At 69.6% G+C, this 15,596-nt stretch carries 11 protein-coding genes and 1 tRNA gene; 8 read left to right on the top strand and 4 right to left on the bottom strand.

The window, feature by feature from the left end:
• Positions 1-2 precede the first annotated feature (2 nt).
• Positions 3-893, bottom strand: coding sequence for an LLM class flavin-dependent oxidoreductase (locus ACLJQF_RS08635; RefSeq protein ID WP_410607691.1), 891 nt, complete (start codon positions 891-893; stop codon positions 3-5).
• Positions 894-949: 56 nt separating this feature from the next.
• Positions 950-3,928: an NACHT domain-containing protein gene (locus ACLJQF_RS08630; RefSeq protein WP_410607690.1), complete on the bottom strand. Its 2,979-nt coding sequence runs from the start codon at positions 3,926-3,928 to the stop codon at positions 950-952.
• Positions 3,929-4,104: 176 nt separating this feature from the next.
• Between ACLJQF_RS08630 and ACLJQF_RS08625 the strand changes: the two genes are divergently transcribed.
• From ACLJQF_RS08625 to ACLJQF_RS08610, 4 genes are all read left to right on the top strand, one after another.
• Positions 4,105-4,173, top strand: a tRNA-OTHER gene (locus tag ACLJQF_RS08625).
• Between the two features lie 110 nt (positions 4,174-4,283).
• On the top strand, positions 4,284-5,852 hold the full coding sequence (locus tag ACLJQF_RS08620; RefSeq protein ID WP_410607689.1) for a TROVE domain-containing protein: 1,569 nt from the start codon (positions 4,284-4,286) through the stop codon (positions 5,850-5,852).
• A 160-nt stretch (positions 5,853-6,012) separates the two neighbouring features.
• A complete protein-coding gene (locus ACLJQF_RS08615; RefSeq protein ID WP_410607688.1) occupies positions 6,013-6,639 on the top strand; it encodes a PadR family transcriptional regulator in 627 nt (208 codons plus the stop codon).
• A complete protein-coding gene (locus tag ACLJQF_RS08610) occupies positions 6,620-8,227 on the top strand; it encodes a DHA2 family efflux MFS transporter permease subunit (RefSeq protein WP_410607687.1) in 1,608 nt (535 codons plus the stop codon). The genes ACLJQF_RS08615 and ACLJQF_RS08610 overlap by 20 nt, the downstream gene beginning before the upstream one ends.
• A 136-nt stretch (positions 8,228-8,363) precedes the next feature.
• Here the strand turns inward: ACLJQF_RS08610 and ACLJQF_RS08605 are convergent, their stop codons facing one another.
• Complete coding sequence (locus ACLJQF_RS08605; RefSeq protein WP_410607686.1) at positions 8,364-10,214, bottom strand: glycoside hydrolase family 3 protein; 1,851 nt, start codon at positions 10,212-10,214, stop codon at positions 8,364-8,366.
• A 117-nt stretch (positions 10,215-10,331) separates the two neighbouring features.
• Between ACLJQF_RS08605 and ACLJQF_RS08600 the strand changes: the two genes are divergently transcribed.
• Together ACLJQF_RS08600 and ACLJQF_RS08595 are read left to right on the top strand one after the other, a co-directional pair.
• On the top strand, positions 10,332-10,961 hold the full coding sequence (locus ACLJQF_RS08600) for a Maf family protein (protein WP_410607685.1): 630 nt from the start codon (positions 10,332-10,334) through the stop codon (positions 10,959-10,961).
• Between the two features lie 103 nt (positions 10,962-11,064).
• Positions 11,065-12,417: a dicarboxylate/amino acid:cation symporter gene (locus tag ACLJQF_RS08595; protein WP_410607684.1), complete on the top strand. Its 1,353-nt coding sequence runs from the start codon at positions 11,065-11,067 to the stop codon at positions 12,415-12,417.
• Positions 12,418-12,481: 64 nt separating this feature from the next.
• On the opposite strand, the gene ACLJQF_RS08590 is transcribed toward ACLJQF_RS08595, so the two are convergent.
• On the bottom strand, positions 12,482-13,204 hold the full coding sequence (locus ACLJQF_RS08590; RefSeq protein WP_410607683.1) for a hypothetical protein: 723 nt from the start codon (positions 13,202-13,204) through the stop codon (positions 12,482-12,484).
• A 180-nt stretch (positions 13,205-13,384) separates the two neighbouring features.
• Between ACLJQF_RS08590 and ACLJQF_RS08585 the strand changes: the two genes are divergently transcribed.
• Together ACLJQF_RS08585 and ACLJQF_RS08580 are read left to right on the top strand one after the other, a co-directional pair.
• The gene (locus ACLJQF_RS08585; RefSeq protein ID WP_167455284.1) at positions 13,385-13,660 is read left to right on the top strand and encodes an SAV_915 family protein; all 276 of its coding nucleotides are present in this window, start codon (positions 13,385-13,387) and stop codon (positions 13,658-13,660) included.
• A gap of 105 nt (positions 13,661-13,765) precedes the next feature.
• Entirely contained in the window at positions 13,766-15,559 is a 1,794-nt protein-coding gene (locus tag ACLJQF_RS08580; protein ID WP_410607682.1) for an acetyl/propionyl/methylcrotonyl-CoA carboxylase subunit alpha, read from the top strand.
• Positions 15,560-15,596: the final 37 nt, after the last annotated feature.

The following is a 15,596-nucleotide window of genomic DNA, read 5'->3' as shown; positions in this document are numbered from 1 at the left end:
GGTCAGCCTACGGCTTCCCTCACGGCGGGCACGATTTCCTCGGCCCAGCGCGCGGCGGCGGTCGCGTCGGGCGTGGTCCCGCCCGGCCCGAAGAGCACGAACCCGGCGGCGCCGTGCTCCAGCACCGCACCGGTCAGCTCTTCGACCCACTGGGCGGGCGAGCCGCCGATCCAGCGTCCGTCGTCGGCGCGGGTGTCGGCCAGCGGCTCCGCCGTGATGCGGCCCGGGAAGTTGTAGACGGTGGCGATCTCGGCGGGATCCCGCCCGGCGTCCACGGCGGCCTTGTCGATCAGCGGACGCGAGGTGCGGTAACGCTCACTGAGCCAGTCGGCGGCGTGCCCGGGCATCCACCCGTCGGCCACCCGCCCGGTGACGGCGAGCGACTTCGGCCCGACCGACCCGGTCCACACCGGCGGCATCTCCGCCGCGGCCGGTTCCAGATCGGTGACCTGGTAGAACTCGCCGTCGAAGGAGACCGGCTCGCCGCCCCCGCCGAGCAGCTTCACCAGCCGGATCCCTTCCTCGAAGGCCCGGACGGCCTGCCCGGGCGTCAGTTTGGTGAAGCCGAGCCGGGCAATGTCGTCCCACAGCCCGCCGACCCCCATGCCGAGCACGATCCGGCCCCCGGTCAGCGCGGACAGGCTCGTGACGGTGCGCGCGAGCATCGACGCGGGCCGCGTCGGCAGGTTGGTGACGCTGACCAAGCCGGAGACCCGTTCGGTCTTCCCCAGTAGGACACCGATTTCGGCGTACGCGTCGAGCCGGTCGGCGTAGTAGGGGTGATCGGAGACGGTGATGAGATCGAGCCCGCCACGGTCGGCTTGGACGGCGAGCTTCAGGGTGTCGGAGACGGCGGTGACCGCGGTGGACACGCCGATGCCGAAGTGCGTCATGATTCCTCCCAGTTAGTTCGTACCACGAACATAGCACAAGTAGTTCTTGATGCGAACTAACTGGCGATCACGGAGGTCCGGTCGTCGAGCCGGACGGCGTCGGCCTCCAGGCAGCGGCGGAACGGGTTGTCGTTGATCCGGTCGAGGCGGCGTGCCCACAGGGCGCAACCGCCGGCGGCCACCAGAATCGCCAGCAACCCCGCCACGGCGTACCAGGTCGACATCGAGGCGAGCGTCAGCATGCCGAAGAACAGCAGCGTCCCGATGATGACGACCAGCGCCAGCACAAGCACATCGGCGATGAAGTCGTAGTCGATGCAAAAGTAAAGCAGGATCGCGAGCGGGATGAACAGCTGAAGCGCCCAATTCACCCAGGTCGGCCCCAGCGGCCAGGTCCCGGTCAGCGCGAGGATCGACCGGACCACGCCCGCCGCCAGCCAGCCACCGCTCACCAATCCCAGGCCGACACGGGCCGCGACCCAGAGCGCTCGGGTGTTCCTGCGCGATTTCAGCACCGTCGGCCAGTCCTCGGTGCGGATCGGGTGCAGGGACGATTCCGGGATGACGACGCCGTAGATCGCCGCACGCACCGGCCAACTCAACATCCCGATCAGCCGGCGGGAGAACGCCACCATCCCGGTTTCGGTTCTGATCAGGGCGGCGAGCCGCTCGTCCTCCGCACTCGGCGCCGGTCGCTTGGCCGCGTCGCGGAAGTAGTCCTTGAGCTGCAGCCGGACACCGGTCAAGGTCGCGGTCCGGCCCATGCCGAGCAGTTCCTTGATCGGACCGCCGAGCGCACCCGGGCGCAGTTGAACGTCTTTGAGGGCTCGCAGGGTCAGCGGGATGCCCAGGCGGCGGTCGATGGTGCCCAGGTCGTCCGGGATGTCGCGGAGGCGCGAACTCCCGAGCAGGCGTCCGATGCGGCCGGCGATCATGGCCAGCGGCTCGCTCGGCGCCTCACCGAAAGGCTGCCAGATCCACCGGTCCACCGGGAAACCTTCCAGCGGAACGGACTGCCGTTTCAGCTCCTCCTCCACGTTCGGGTCGCCGAGCATCGCCGCGAGGCGCCATGCGGACCGGCGGGCCGCCCTGGTGTCACCCCAAACGATCTGTGCGAGGGCTGCGGCTGCGGCCGGCGTCCCGACGATGGCCAGGTCGTCCACCGCCCAGAGAAACCCATTGGCCGCTCGCGCGGTGAGGACCGGCAATGCCAGCTCACCCATCCCCCGAAGGGCCGCCCGGCGGTCCTCGTCGGCAGCGGCCCGGGGCGCCAGCGCTTCCGCGGCCTCCACCCGCCCCGACGCCGAGAGCGCCTGCATCGCGTCGGCCTTGGCTTCGCCGTCGGCATCGACGATCGCGATCAACCGCCGCAGGACTTCCTGCCCCCGCGGCCGGCTGTCCGCCGCCACCGATCCGACCGCCGACACGATCGCCGGTCGATCCAGAGCCGGCCGCCCCAGGCGGTCCAGGAAGTAATCGACGACCGTCCGGGCGAACGCGGTGTCGACTCGTTTCGCCTCCGCCAAGCACTCCAAGGCGAGGATCTTGTGGTGCATCTCGGGCGATTCGAAGATGCGGCAAATCACTTTGGTGCTGTCCCGGCTGCTCGCGCCGCACCACAGCTTCACCGTCTCCCGCCACGCGAGCGGATCCGCGCGATACCGCAGCAGCAGCCCGTCTGGATCATCCGCCAGCTCGGTCGCTGCCAGGTACTCCTGCAGCGTCAGGTGGCGGAAGACGAAGGCCGTCCGGTTCTTGGTGATCGACACCAGCAACTGACTGCGGTCGATGATCTCGTCGAGCAGGGGCTTGATGTGCGTCTGGTCGAGGTTGAGGTCCGGCAGCAGCCCCCGGGTTGTGCTCTCCAGGAGCTTCTTCGTGATGGTCAGGCGGTCGTCGACCTCGGTCGTGGTTTGCATCGTGACCAGGGCGACTCGCTGCAGCACCGCCAGCTTCTCGCCCACTTCGTACACGGTGAGCGAGTCGCCCCGGCCCAGGTCCGCGTCCCGGCCGAGCAGGTGCGTGATCGCCTCCTGGTAGAACGCCGGACGCGACGTCGGGAGCCTGCGGCCGGTCTTCGCGAACACCTCGGTCTGCAGATACGCGATCATCGTCAGCAGCAGCGGGCTGCGCGCGAGCCGCATCAACGCCGGGTTCTTCTGCAGGCTCGCGAACACCTCGGCCGCCGCCGGAGTGCCGGCGAGTCCTTCCCACTTCCCCAGGAACCGGATGATGGCCGCATCGTCGAACTCCGCCACCCGGACGACGTGGGTGAACTGGGAGCCCATCGGCTGGCCCTGGTAGACGACGTCCCGGCAGGTCACGATGACCTGGCACTCCGGGTAATCCCGCGCGAAGTCGCGGAGCGTCCCGAACACGCGGTTCTGCTGAACGCGACCGACCTCGTCGAGACCGTCGAACAGCAAGGTCAGCCGGCCGTCCCGCAACGCCTGCGCCGTCATCTCCTTCACCGCGTCACGGTGCCGAGACCGGGCCGGGTACGCCCGCGCCAGTTCGGCGACCACGAGGTCGGCCAATGCCGCCGAGCCGTCGTTGCACCGGTGCAGCTCGATCAGAACCGGCATCCGCTCGGCCGCGCCGGTACGGACCCGGCGCACCCACATCAGCATCGAGTTCTTCAGCAGGAGCGACTTGCCCGCGCCGGCCGGGCCGATGATGACGGACCGGGGCTGCTCGCGGAGCTTCTCGTAGATGTCCTCCCGGCACCCGTCCCGCTCGTACTGAAGGGGGACGTACACCCGGTCGATGTCGATCACCCGGTCGGTCACGAACCCGACCGCATGCTGTGAGTAGTCCCGCGACACCACTTCGGCGTACCGGCGGATCAGGCGCTTCCGCAGTTTCGTCTTCCGGGAGAACAAGGCTGCCGACCGGTCGAACGCCTTCGCCCCCGACTTCTTGAAGTACTCACCGAAGAACTGCTTCGAAACCCAGACCACCACGACCGCGGCCACCAGCACGACCAGGCCGAAGGGCAGCAGGTGCTGGGAGAGGTCGACTCCACCGATCGTCACAGAACACGGAGTCGACCGGACGCGACCGGCTGTTACACCCGAAAAGCGTTCGAGCCGACGGCGATCGCTTGCTACCTTGGGTTCGCACTCCCGGTGCGAAGCCCGCGGTTACTTCTTGCGGTAAACGAGACCCCCGCGGGCAGCGAAGATCTCGGGAGCCACGGCTTCACCGATGCCCGGTGCGCAGGCGAGGGTTACTTCCACTCCTAATGGGCAGGTCGGGGGTTCGAATCCCTCCCGGACCACTCACGGTCCGGTAGCTCAGCGGCAGAGCAGCAACCGTACCTTCACCGACTTCGATCTCGGGCATCGCTGTGGCCGTGGCTCCCCGCAAAGTTCCACCCAAGGGGGAGAAATGAGCAAGTTCAATACCGCACGAGCGCCCGCCGCGACCTCTCCGGTCCGCGGCGAGGCCACGCCGTCCACCGTCACCCACCAGGGTGGCGCCGGCTACGCGCGCGACACCAAGTTCGAACTCTTCCTGCTCGCCGTCACCAACATGGTCGGCGAGCACAGCTTCTACGAGTCCGCCGGCACGCGCGACACCCGGTACGCCGAGCTGATCCGGAAGTCCACCCTGGACGATCCACAGTGGACTGTGCGGTTCCTTCGCTGGCTGCGCTCCGGCGCGCACCTGCGGACGGCGTCCCTCGTCGGGGCCGCCGAGTTCGCCAAGGCGCGCCGCGACGCCGGCCTCGACGGGCTCAGCCGCCAGGTCGTCGCCGATGTACTGCAGCGGGCCGACGAGCCCGGTGAGCTGCTCGCCTACTGGACCTCCGTGCACGGCCGGGCCGTTCCGAAGCCCGTCAAGCGCGGGATCGCCGATGCCGCGGTGAAGCTCTACGACGAGCGATCCTTCGTCAAGTGGGACTCCGCCGCGCACACGTTCCGGTTCGCCGACGTCCTCGAGCTGACCCACCCGGCCGGCGGGGGCGAGCTGTTCAAGCACATCCTCGACGAGCGCCACGGCCGCGGCAACGCGATCCCGGACGCCCTCGCCACCCTGCGCGCCCGCGCGGAGCTTATGAGCCGGGACGTCGGCGGTCGCCGGCGGCTCTTCGACCGACCGGACGCCGCGGACGTGCTCCACTCCGCGGGCATGACGTGGGAGTCGGTCGCCGGGTGGCTGCAGGGTCCCCTGGACGCGCGCGTCTGGGAAGCGCTGATCCCGTCGATGGGCTACATGGCCTTGCTGCGGAACCTCCGCAACTTCGACGAGGCCGGCGTCTCGGACACGGTCGCCCAGCGGGTTGCCGAGCGGCTCGCCGACCCCGTGCAGGTCGCGAAGTCGCGGCAGCTGCCGATGCGGTTCCTCGCGGCCCACCGGGCGGCGCCGTCGCCGCTGTGGGGCTGGGCGCTGGAGCGGGCGATCGCGCACGCGCTGGCGAACGTGCCGGTGCTGGGTGGCCGGACGCTCGTCCTCGTCGACACGTCGGCGTCGATGAACGACCGCTTCAGCAAGGACGGCAGCCTGATGCGCTGGGACGCCGCCGCGGTCTTCGGCCTGGCGCTCGGCCGGCGCTGCGCGAAGGCCGACGTCGTGTCGTTCTCGGACGGCTACTGGGGTCAGGGCACCAAGGTGTTCAAGCTGCGCCGGGGCGGCTCGCTGCTGAACGACGTCGAGCGCTGGAAGTCCGGCGGGTTCTTCATCGGCGGCGGCACCGACACGGCGGGCGCGGTGAAGAAGCACTACGCGAAGCACGACCGCGTCGTGATCCTCACCGACGAGCAGGCCGCGTACGGCGACGTCGGGCAGGCGCTGCCCGCGCACGTGCCGCTGTACACCTGGAACCTCGCGGGGTACCGGGCCGGTCACGCGCCGTCCGGTAGCGGGCTGCGGCACACGTTCGGCGGCCTGACCGACCAGGGTTTCCGGATGATCCCGCTGCTCGAGCGCGGCTCGATGGCCGACTGGCCGTTCTGACCGCAAGTTCGTGAAGGCCACCTTGAGGAACTTGAAGTTCCTCAAGGTGGCCTTCACGCATGTCGGAAGGTGTACGGACCGTCACGGAAATGACCGTGGACCGGACGGTAGCCCGAGTCGTATAGTCCACGTGGAATAAACGATATGGAGGAATCCGATCATGGCCTCGGCCAAGCTGACGCCACTCGGCATCGCCGTGCTGGAGCTGCTCCACGAGAAGCCCATGCACCCGTACGAGATGGCCACGCTCATGCGCGAGCGGTACGTCGACACGCGGGTCAACGTGAAGGCGGGCTCGCTCTACCACACCGTGGAACGCCTGCACCGCAGCGGTTTCATCGAGGTCGTCGACACGCAACGCGACGGCAGGCGGCCCGAACGGACCGTCTACGGCATGACGCAGACCGGGCTGGACGAGTTCAACCAGCGCGGCCGCGAACTCCTGGGAGACGTCGCCACGGAGTTCCCCGCCTACCTGTCCGGGCTCGCCGTGATCGACGAACTGGGGCGCGAGGCGTCCCTGAACGAGCTCGAAACCCGGCTCATGCGGCTGCGCTCCGCGGTGGCTTCCGATCGGGCCGTGCTGCAGCACCTCACCGAGGACAAGACGCCGGAAATCTACTGGCTCGACTGGCGCTACAGCTGCGACCACCGGCTGTTCGAACTCGAGTGGACCGAACGACTCATGGAAGACCTGCGCTCCGGGCGGATCCCGTTCCAGGAACACCAACCACCCAAGCTCACGCTCATCACCGAGGAAGACGACGATGAACGCAAGACAAGCTAACCCGTGGGCCGCGCTGGGCGCGCTGTGCCTCGGCTTCTTCATGATCCTGCTCGACACGACGATCGTGTCGATCGCGATCCCGACCATGCTGCGCGAGCTGGGCGCCGGGCTGAACTCGATCGTCTGGGTGATCAGCGTCTACCTGCTCACCTACGCCGTGCCGATGCTGTTCACCAGCCGGCTCGGTGACCGCTTCGGCCCGAAGCGCGTGTTCCTCGCCGGGCTCGTCGTGTTCACCGGCGCGTCGCTGTGGTGCGGCCTGTCCGGCAACGTCGAGATGCTGATCGCCGCGCGGGCCGTGCAGGGGCTCGGCGCCGCGCTGATGACGCCGCAGACGCTGGCGTTCATCACGCACCTGTTCCCGCCGGCCAAGCGCGGCCCGGCGATGGGGATGTGGGGCGGCGTCGCGGGCTTGGCGACGATCGCCGGCCCGCTGCTCGGCGGCGTGCTGGTCGACCACTTCGGCTGGGAGTGGATCTTCTACGTCAACGTGCCGATCGGCGTGATCGCCGTCGTGCTCACGCTGCTGCTGGTGCCGGACTGGCAGCCGAAGCACTCGCACTCCTTCGACCTGCTGGGGATCGTGCTCTCGAGCGCGGCGCTGCTGTGCATCGTGTTCGGCGTCCAGAACGGCCAGCAGTACGACTGGGGCACGGTCTTCGGCGGGATCACCGTCTTCGAGATCATCGGCGCCGGCGTGGTGCTGCTGGTCGCGTTCGTCGTCTGGCAGCGGTTCAACAAGCGTGAGCCGCTGCTGCCGCTGCAGGTGTTCTCGAACCGGAACTTCTCGGCCGGGACGCTCACCGCGGCCACCGTCGGCTTCGCGATGACCGGCATGTTCCTGCCGCTGGTCATCTACATCCAGTCCGTGCTCGGCCTGGCCCCGACGACGGCGGGCCTGCTGACCGCGCCGATGTCACTGCTGGCCGGAATCGTGGCGCCGTTCGTCGGGAACCTGTCGGACAAGGTGAACGGCAAGTACCTGGTGATGTTCGGCCTGGCGGCGCTCGCGGCCGGCCTCGGGATCATCGCGCTGCAGGCGACGCCGGACAGCAACCCGTGGACGTTCGTCCCGGCGCTGCTGGTGTGCGGGCTCGGCATCGGCTGCATCTTCTCGCCGATGAGCAACCTGACGATGGGCTCGGTCGAGCCGCGGCTGGCCGGGACCGCGTCCGGCATCTTCAACACCGCGCGCCAGGTGGGCGGCGTGCTCGGCAGCGCGGCGATCGGCGTGCTGCTGCAGGCGCGGATCAGCGCGTCCATCGCGGACGAGGCCACGAAGGCGGCTTCGCAGCTGCCGGAGCAGTACCGGGCGCCGTTCGCCGAGGGGATCGCGCACGCGGCGGCGGGCACCGGGGAGTTCGGCTCGGCCGGCGGCCCGTCGCCGATGCCGGGCCTGCCCGCGGAGATCGCCGCGCAGGCGGGGAAGCTGGCGACCGAGGCGGTCCACAGTGGACTGACCGACGCCGCCCGGGTGACGATGCTGCTGCCGATGGGCGTGCTCCTGCTCGGCGTGGTTTCGGCGGCGGTGATGCAGCGGGTCAAGCCACGCTGGGAAACCCCGGTGCCCGAAGCGGCCGCGGCGTAGCACCGTGCAGGCCCCCGTTCCGGTGTCGGGTACCGGGACGAGGGCCTGCACGGACCGCGGGAGCGGTGGTCTGCCGCGGCTGGTCGTGAGTGGTAATTAGGGTTCTAACCCTAATTACCACTCACGAGCCACCCGCTCAGTGGCGACGGCTGTAGGACAGGCCGAACCCGTACGGGAACAGGCCCTGCTTGCCGTCACCGGTGTTGATCGGTTCCTGGGACGAGCTCTTCGGCCAGGTGAAGCTCAGCTTCCCGGTCGGGTTGTAGTCGCCGTACAGCACGTCCGCGACGCCGGCGCCTTCCGAGCCGGGCAGCGAGGCCGCCACCAGCCCGTTGAACGAAGGCAGCTGCGCGGCGATGTCCAGCGGCCGTCCGGAGACGGTCACGACGACCAGGGGCACCCGAGCGGCCTTCAGCTTGCCGATGAGGGCGACGTCTTCGGCGTCGAGGCCGAGACCGTTCGGCCGGTCGCCCTGCCCTTCGGCGTACGGCGTTTCGCCCACCACGGCGACGGCGACCTGGTAAGTGGCGTTGATTCCGTTACCCGCACGGTCATAGGTCACTCCCGTGCCCTTCCCGGCACCCGCTTTGATGCCGTCGAGAATCGTCGTGCCGGGGATCACCCGCTCGCCGCTCTGGCCCTGCCAGGTCAGCGTCCAGCCGCCGGACTGGTTGCCCAGGTCGTTGGCGTTCTTCCCGGCCACGAAGATCTTGTTGTTCGTCTTGGCCAGCGGCAGCACGCCGTCGTTCTTCAGCAGCACCTGCGACTCGCGCGCCGCCTGCCGCGCCAGTGCGTGGTGGGCCGCGCTGCCGAAGTCCTTCTGCAGTGAGCGATCGGTGTACGGGTGCTCGAACAGGCCGAGTTCGAACTTCTTCGTGAGGATCCGCCGGTTGGCGTCGTCGATGCGCGCCATCGGGATGTGCCCGTTCTGGACTTCGGCCTTCAGCGTGCTGACGAACTTCAGGTAGTCGTTGGGGACCATCACCATGTCGATCCCGGCGTTGACGGCCTGCTTGACCTCGGCGGCGGTGAATCCCGTCTGGCCGTCGATCTGGTCGATGCCGTTCCAGTCGGAGACCACGAACCCGGAGAAGCCCAGCTCACCCTTGAGCAGGTCGGTGATCAGGAACTTGTTGCCGTGGTCCTTGACGCCGTTCCAGCTGTTGAAGCTGATCATCACCGAGCCGACGCCGTGGGCGATCGCGGCCTGGAACGGCGGCAGGTGGATCTTCCGCAGTTCGTCGAGGGTGATCTGGGTGTTGCCCTGGTCGACGCCGCCGGTGGTGCCGCCGTCGCCGATGAAGTGCTTGGCGGAGGCCAGCACGGACGTCGGGTCGCCGAGCGCGCGGCCCTCCAGGCCCTTGATGACCACCGAGTTCGCGACGGCGTTGGCGGGGACTTCGCCGAAGGACTCGTACGTGCGGCCCCAGCGGTCGTCGCGGGCGACGCACAGGCAGGGCGCGAACGCCCACTTGACGCCGGTGGCGGCGGTTTCCTGGGCCGTGACCGCGCCGATCTGCTCGACCAGCTGCGGGTCGTTCGCCGCGCCCAGGCCGATGTTGTGTGGGAAGACCGTGGCGCCCTGGACGTTGTTGTGGCCGTGCACGGCATCGGAACCGTAGATGATCGGGATGCCGAGGCCGGTCGACGTCGCCGCCCGCTGATAGGCGTCGATCATGTCCGCCCAGGCGGCCGGCGTGTTCGGCGCCGGCGTCGAACCGCCGCCGGAGAGGATGGAGCCGAGCCGGGCAGCGGCGGACTGGGCGGGAGTCGCGGAGCCCCGCTCGCCCTGGGTCATCTGCCCGACCTTGTCGTCGAGCGTCATCCGCGCCATCAGATCCGTGACGCGGTCGGCCACGGAAGCGCGCGGGTTCTCGTAGCGCGGCGTCGCGGTGGCGGACGCCATCGGGACGAGGGCCGTGCCCGCGAGGAGCAGACCAGCCAGGACAGTGGTTCGCAATGATCTCGTGGTGCGGAGGAGCGGCATCGGTTCTCCGTGACAATCCGTCGATCCATAAGTTGCGAGCCAAAACAAATTAACTCGCCTGCGGCGTGACGCCGGTCACGATTCGGTCACGTCCCCCTGGTCAAGTAAGTTTCAGTCGTGCAGTTCGTCCTCGCCTCCCAGTCCCCCGCCCGCCTCGCCCTCCTGCGTTCCGCGGGCCTCGATCCCGCCGTGTTCGTGTCCGGCGTCGACGAGGACGCGGTCGCCGCCTCCCTGACCGACCCGTCCCCTTCCGAACTGGTCGCGGCCCTCGCCGCGGCCAAGGCCGAAGCGGTCATCGACCAGGTCGCCGCCGCGCACCCGGACGCCGTCGTCGTCGCCTGCGATTCGATGCTTTCGATCCACGGGGAGATGGTCGGAAAGCCCGGTTCGCCGGACGTCGCCCGCCGCCGCTGGGCCGCGATGGCGGGAACATCCGGTGAACTCCTCACCGGACACGCGGTCGTCCGGCTCGACGGGGGGACGCGCGCGAAGGAGGCCGCGGGCTGGGAATCGACCACCGTCCGGTTCGGCACGCCGAGCCCCGCGGAGATCGACGCCTACGTCGCCAGCGGCGAGCCGCTCAACGTCGCCGGCGGCTTCACGATCGACGGCCTGGGCGGCTGGTTCGTCGAAGGACTGGAGGGCGGCCACACCAGCGTGATCGGCATCAGCCTGCCGCTGACGCGCCGGCTGCTGGCCGAGGTCGGCGTGAGTGTGGTCGATCTCTGGCGGCCTCCCGCATCCTGAGAAAGGCACCACACCTTCGGGTGATCCGGAAGAGTCCTCGCTTGCCTGACGTTCCCTTTACCCGGCAAGACAGACTGCAACTTTCGAGCACCGGAGTCGCCCCGTGTCTTTCATCCGGACGTACACCAAACCGCGGGTGTTCGCGGCCGCGGTTCTCGGCTCGCTCGTCGTCGGCGCCCTCCTGGGTGTCATCGCGCGGCAGACCGAGGCCGGCTGGCTGACCGATCTCCTCGACCAGATCGGCACCATCTTCACCACGCTGCTGCAGATCGCGGTGATCCCGCTGGTCTTCACGGCGATCGTGGTCGGCATCAACAGCCTCCGCGGGCTCGGCGGCGGCCGTACCGCCGCGCGCCTCGGCGGCAAGACGGTGCTGTGGTTCGCCATCACGTCGTTCATCGCGTCGCTCATCGGCATCGCGGTCGGCCGGATCTTCAACCCGGGTGCCGGCGGGCTCGGCGGCGTCGAGGCGACCGCGAAGAACGCCGACAAGGCAGCGAAGAGCGTCGACCGCTGGGGCTCCTGGGACGCCTTCGTCAACGGGCTGCTGCCGGAGAACTTCGTGAAAGCGTTCGCCGACGGCGAGACGCTGCAGGTGCTGTTCCTCGCGCTGGTCATCGGCGCCGCCGCCTACAGCCTCGGTGACAAGGCGAAGCCGTTCGTGGACTTCACGACGAGCGTGTTCGAGATCATCCAGCGCTACCTCGGCTGGATCGTCCGGCTGGCCCCGATCGGCATCATCGGCCTGATCGGCGCGGCGGTCGCCAACTACGGCGACGCGCTGTTCCGGCCGCTGTTCTCCACCACGCTCGCGGTGTACGTCGGCTGCCTGCTCGTGCTGTTCGTCGTCTACCCGATCCTGCTGCAGTTCGTGGCGAAGGTCAGCCCGCTGAAGTTCTTCGCCAAGGCGGGCACGGCGATCCAGTTCGCGTTCGCCTCGCAGTCCTCGGCCGCGACGCTGCCGCTGACCCGCCAGTCCGCGGTCAACCTCGGCGTCCAGCCGGCGTACGCGGCCTTCGCGACCCCGCTCGGCAGCGCGACCAAGATGGACGGCTGCGCGGCGGTGTTTCCGGCGATCGCGGCCATCTTCGTGGCCAACCTGGCCGGGGTGTCGCTGAACTTCTGGCAGTACGCAGGCATCGTCGTGGTCGCCGTGGTCGGCGCACTGGCGACCGCCGGGACCACCGGCTGGCTGACGGCGTTCACGCTGACGACGTCGTTCATCGGCCTCGACGCCAAGCAGGTCGCGCTGGGCCTGGCCCTGATCTACTCGGTCAACCCGATCATGGACATGATGCGCACGGCGACGAACGTGGCCGGCCAGATCGTGGTCCCGACGATCGTGGCGCGCAGCGAAGGCCTCCTCGACGACGAGGTCCTCAACGCCCCCACCGACCGTCCCGACCACAGCGACGACGGCGCCACCGCCCGTCACACCGCCCCCGCTCCCGCCTGACCCACAAGTTCGTGAAGGCCACCTTGAGGAACTTAAAGTTCGTGAAGGTGGCCTTCACGGCGTTTCAGGACGGGCAGGCGCGGAGGTCGGCGCGGGTCAAGCGGATGTCCGGCCAGCCGCGCAGGTCCGAGGGCGAGGTGACCCGGCGGGTGCAGCCGACCGACTTGCCCGCCAGGTCGTACACCTCGCCCAGCACCGGGGCCGCCGCGCACTTCGGGGTGCCGGAGGCGGAGTCCGCGCAGTCGTGGCGGACCACGATCACGTCGGGGCTGGCGTCGGCCGTGACGTCGTAGAGCGAGAGCGTCCCGGCGTCCGCGTAGTACGGCTTGCCCGCGTCGCGCCACACTCCCCCGCTGCCGACCAGCAGTTCGCCGTACGCGGCCGTGCCGTCGTCACCGACATCGCCGCGGACCAGGCACGCCGGGGCCGGGCCGTCGATGCAGCGCAGGGAGTTCTGGTCCAGCCGCACACCCAGCTGGGCGATCGACAGCTCGAACACCGTCCCCGGCTCGGGTCCGACGCGCAGGCGGGCCGAACCACCCGCCGGGCCGGTCAGCAGCACCACCGGCGTGCCCCCGACGGTCACCGCCGCGAGCTGGCGGCACGGGCCGCCACCGCAGGTCACCGCCGGTGTCACCGGCGCGGCGGCGGGTTCGGCCAGGCCGGGGGTGGCCTCGGGCCGCGGCCGCAGCAGGAACACCGCGCCGATCGCGGCGACGGTGACCACCGCGGCCAGCACCGCGGTGAGCAGCGCCGACCGAGGCGTCCGCGCTGCCGTAGTCCGCATAAGACAGAGCGTAAGCCGCTTCCCGACCGTCTGTCGGCGGCGCCCCGGCGCGATGTGACTGAATCCCCCGGGGGTGCAACCCCCGTACCCCGCCCGGGGGGCCCGCCCCCACGGACCCCCCAAAGCGTGGGTGCCCGACGGGGTCGCGGGTAGCGGAGGGTGTCCGTCTATGTTGTCCGGGTGACGAACCCCAACCTGCCGCCCGCCCTGTACCTCCCGACCGGCCCGGTCAGCACCGAGACCGAAGGCGCGTCGATCGAGCTGCGCCGTACGCCGGACGGCCGCACCGCGCTGGTCGCCTTCACCGCGCTGGACCGGCTGATCGACTGCTGCGGCGAGCACCAGCCGTGGGTGCTGGTGAACACCGAGCACCTGCCGAAGGTGCACTCCGCGAACCCGTACGACGTGATCGTGCTCGATTCGCCGCTGCCCGAGGAGCTGCGCCACCACGTCTGAGCGTGGTTCACCTCTCACTCAAGAGACTCCCGACGTCATATCCGTAGACTCCCTGATGCCGCGTGGGCGGTCAGCAATGCAGCTGTCGGACGCAGGAGGTGCGGGGTGGCCGAGCAGGTCGGCGAAACCACGGGTGGTCCGGTGACCAAGATCCTGGTCGCCAACCGTGGCGAAATCGCGGTACGCGTCATCAGAGCCGCCAAGGACGCAGGCCTGGCCAGCGTCGCGGTGTACGCCGACCCGGATCGCGACGCGCCCCACGTGCGACTGGCCGACGAAGCCTTCGCGCTGGGCGGCACGACGGCCGCCGAGAGCTACCTGAACTTCGACAAGCTCCTGGACGCCGCCAAGCGGTCGGGTGCCGACTCGGTGCACCCGGGCTACGGCTTCCTCTCCGAGAACGCGGACTTCGCCCAGGCCGTCCTCGACGCCGGGCTGACCTGGATCGGGCCGAGCCCGCAGGCCATCCGCGACCTCGGCGACAAGGTCACCGCGCGCCACATCGCCATGCGTGCGGGCGCGCCGCTGGTGCCGGGCACGAAGGAGCCGGTCAAGGACGCCACCGAGATCGTCGCGTTCGCCGACGAGAACGGCCTGCCGGTGGCCATCAAGGCCGCGTTCGGCGGTGGCGGCCGCGGCCTGAAGGTCGCCCGCACCCGCGAAGAGATCCCCGAGCTGTTCGAATCGGCCACCCGCGAGGCGGTCGCGGCGTTCGGCCGCGGCGAATGCTTCGTCGAGCGCTACCTGGACAAGCCGCGGCACGTCGAGGCGCAGGTGCTGGCCGACATGCACGGCAACGCGATCGTCGTCGGCACCCGCGACTGCTCGCTGCAGCGCCGGCACCAGAAGCTCGTCGAGGAGGCGCCCGCGCCGTTCCTGAGCGACGAGCAGCGCAAGCGCATCCACGAGTCCGCGAAGGCGATCTGCAAGGAAGCCGGCTACTACGGCGCCGGCACGGTCGAGTACCTCGTCGCCGTCGACGGCACGATCTCGTTCCTCGAGGTCAACACGCGGCTGCAGGTCGAGCACCCGGTGTCGGAGGAAACCACCGGGCTCGACCTGGTGCGCGAGATGTTCCGCATCGCGCGTGGCGAAAAGCTGCGGATCACTTCCGACCCCGAACCCCGCGGCCACTCGATCGAGTTCCGCATCAACGGCGAGGACGCCGGCCGCGGGTTCCTGCCCGCCCCGGGCACGGTGACGAAGTTCGTCGCGCCGAGCGGGCCGGGCGTGCGCGTCGACTCCGGCGTCGAATCCGGCAGCGTCATCGGCGGGCAGTTCGACTCGATGCTGGCCAAGCTGATCGTCACCGGGTCGGACCGGAACAACGCACTCGAGCGCAGCCGCCGCGCCCTCGCCGAGATGGTCGTCGAAGGCATGGCGACGGTGCTGCCGTTCGACCGCGTGATCGTCGACGACCCGGCGTTCATCGGCGACGAGAACGGCTTCAGCGTGCACACCCGCTGGATCGAGACGGAGTTCGACAACAAGATCGAGCCGTTCGTGGCGCCGGACGTCGAAGCGGCCGAAGAGGAACCGCGGCAGAACGTCGTCGTCGAGGTCGGCGGCCGGCGGCTCGAGGTGTCGCTGCCGGGCGGGTTCGCGCTCGAAGGCGGCGGCGGGGGCGGCACCGCCGTCAAATCGAAGCCGCGCAAGCGCGCCGGCGGTACCAAGGCCGCGGTCAGCGGCGACGCCGTCACGGCGCCGATGCAGGGCACCATCGTGAAGGTGGCCGTCGAAGAGGGCCAGCCGGTCGAAGCCGGTGAGCTGATCGTCGTCCTCGAGGCGATGAAGATGGAGAACCCGGTCACCGCCCACAAGGCGGGCACCGTCACCGGCCTTTCGGTCGAAGTGGGCGCTGCCGTGACGCAAGGCACACAGCTGCTCGAGATCAAGTAGCGCAGTTCGTTACGGATGTCGTGGTGGGCCGACCCCG

It is taken from the genome of Amycolatopsis sp. lyj-109 (assembly GCF_046548995.1).
In the GTDB taxonomy this organism is placed as follows: Bacteria; Actinomycetota; Actinomycetes; order Mycobacteriales; family Pseudonocardiaceae; genus Amycolatopsis.
This window is presented reverse-complemented; position numbering and strand designations above follow the sequence as displayed.

Excerpts from the sequence above, each read along its gene's own strand:
- ACLJQF_RS08635 (WP_410607691.1), bottom strand. The coding sequence starts at position 893 with ATGACGCACTTCGGCATCGGCGTGTCCACCGCGGTCACCGCCGTCTCC.
- ACLJQF_RS08620 (WP_410607689.1), top strand. The coding sequence starts at position 4,284 with ATGAGCAAGTTCAATACCGCACGAGCGCCCGCCGCGACCTCTCCGGTC.
- ACLJQF_RS08615 (WP_410607688.1), top strand. The coding sequence starts at position 6,013 with ATGGCCTCGGCCAAGCTGACGCCACTCGGCATCGCCGTGCTGGAGCTG.
- ACLJQF_RS08610 (WP_410607687.1), top strand. The coding sequence starts at position 6,620 with ATGAACGCAAGACAAGCTAACCCGTGGGCCGCGCTGGGCGCGCTGTGC.
- ACLJQF_RS08605 (WP_410607686.1), bottom strand. The coding sequence starts at position 10,214 with ATGCCGCTCCTCCGCACCACGAGATCATTGCGAACCACTGTCCTGGCT.
- ACLJQF_RS08590 (WP_410607683.1), bottom strand. The coding sequence starts at position 13,204 with ATGCGGACTACGGCAGCGCGGACGCCTCGGTCGGCGCTGCTCACCGCG.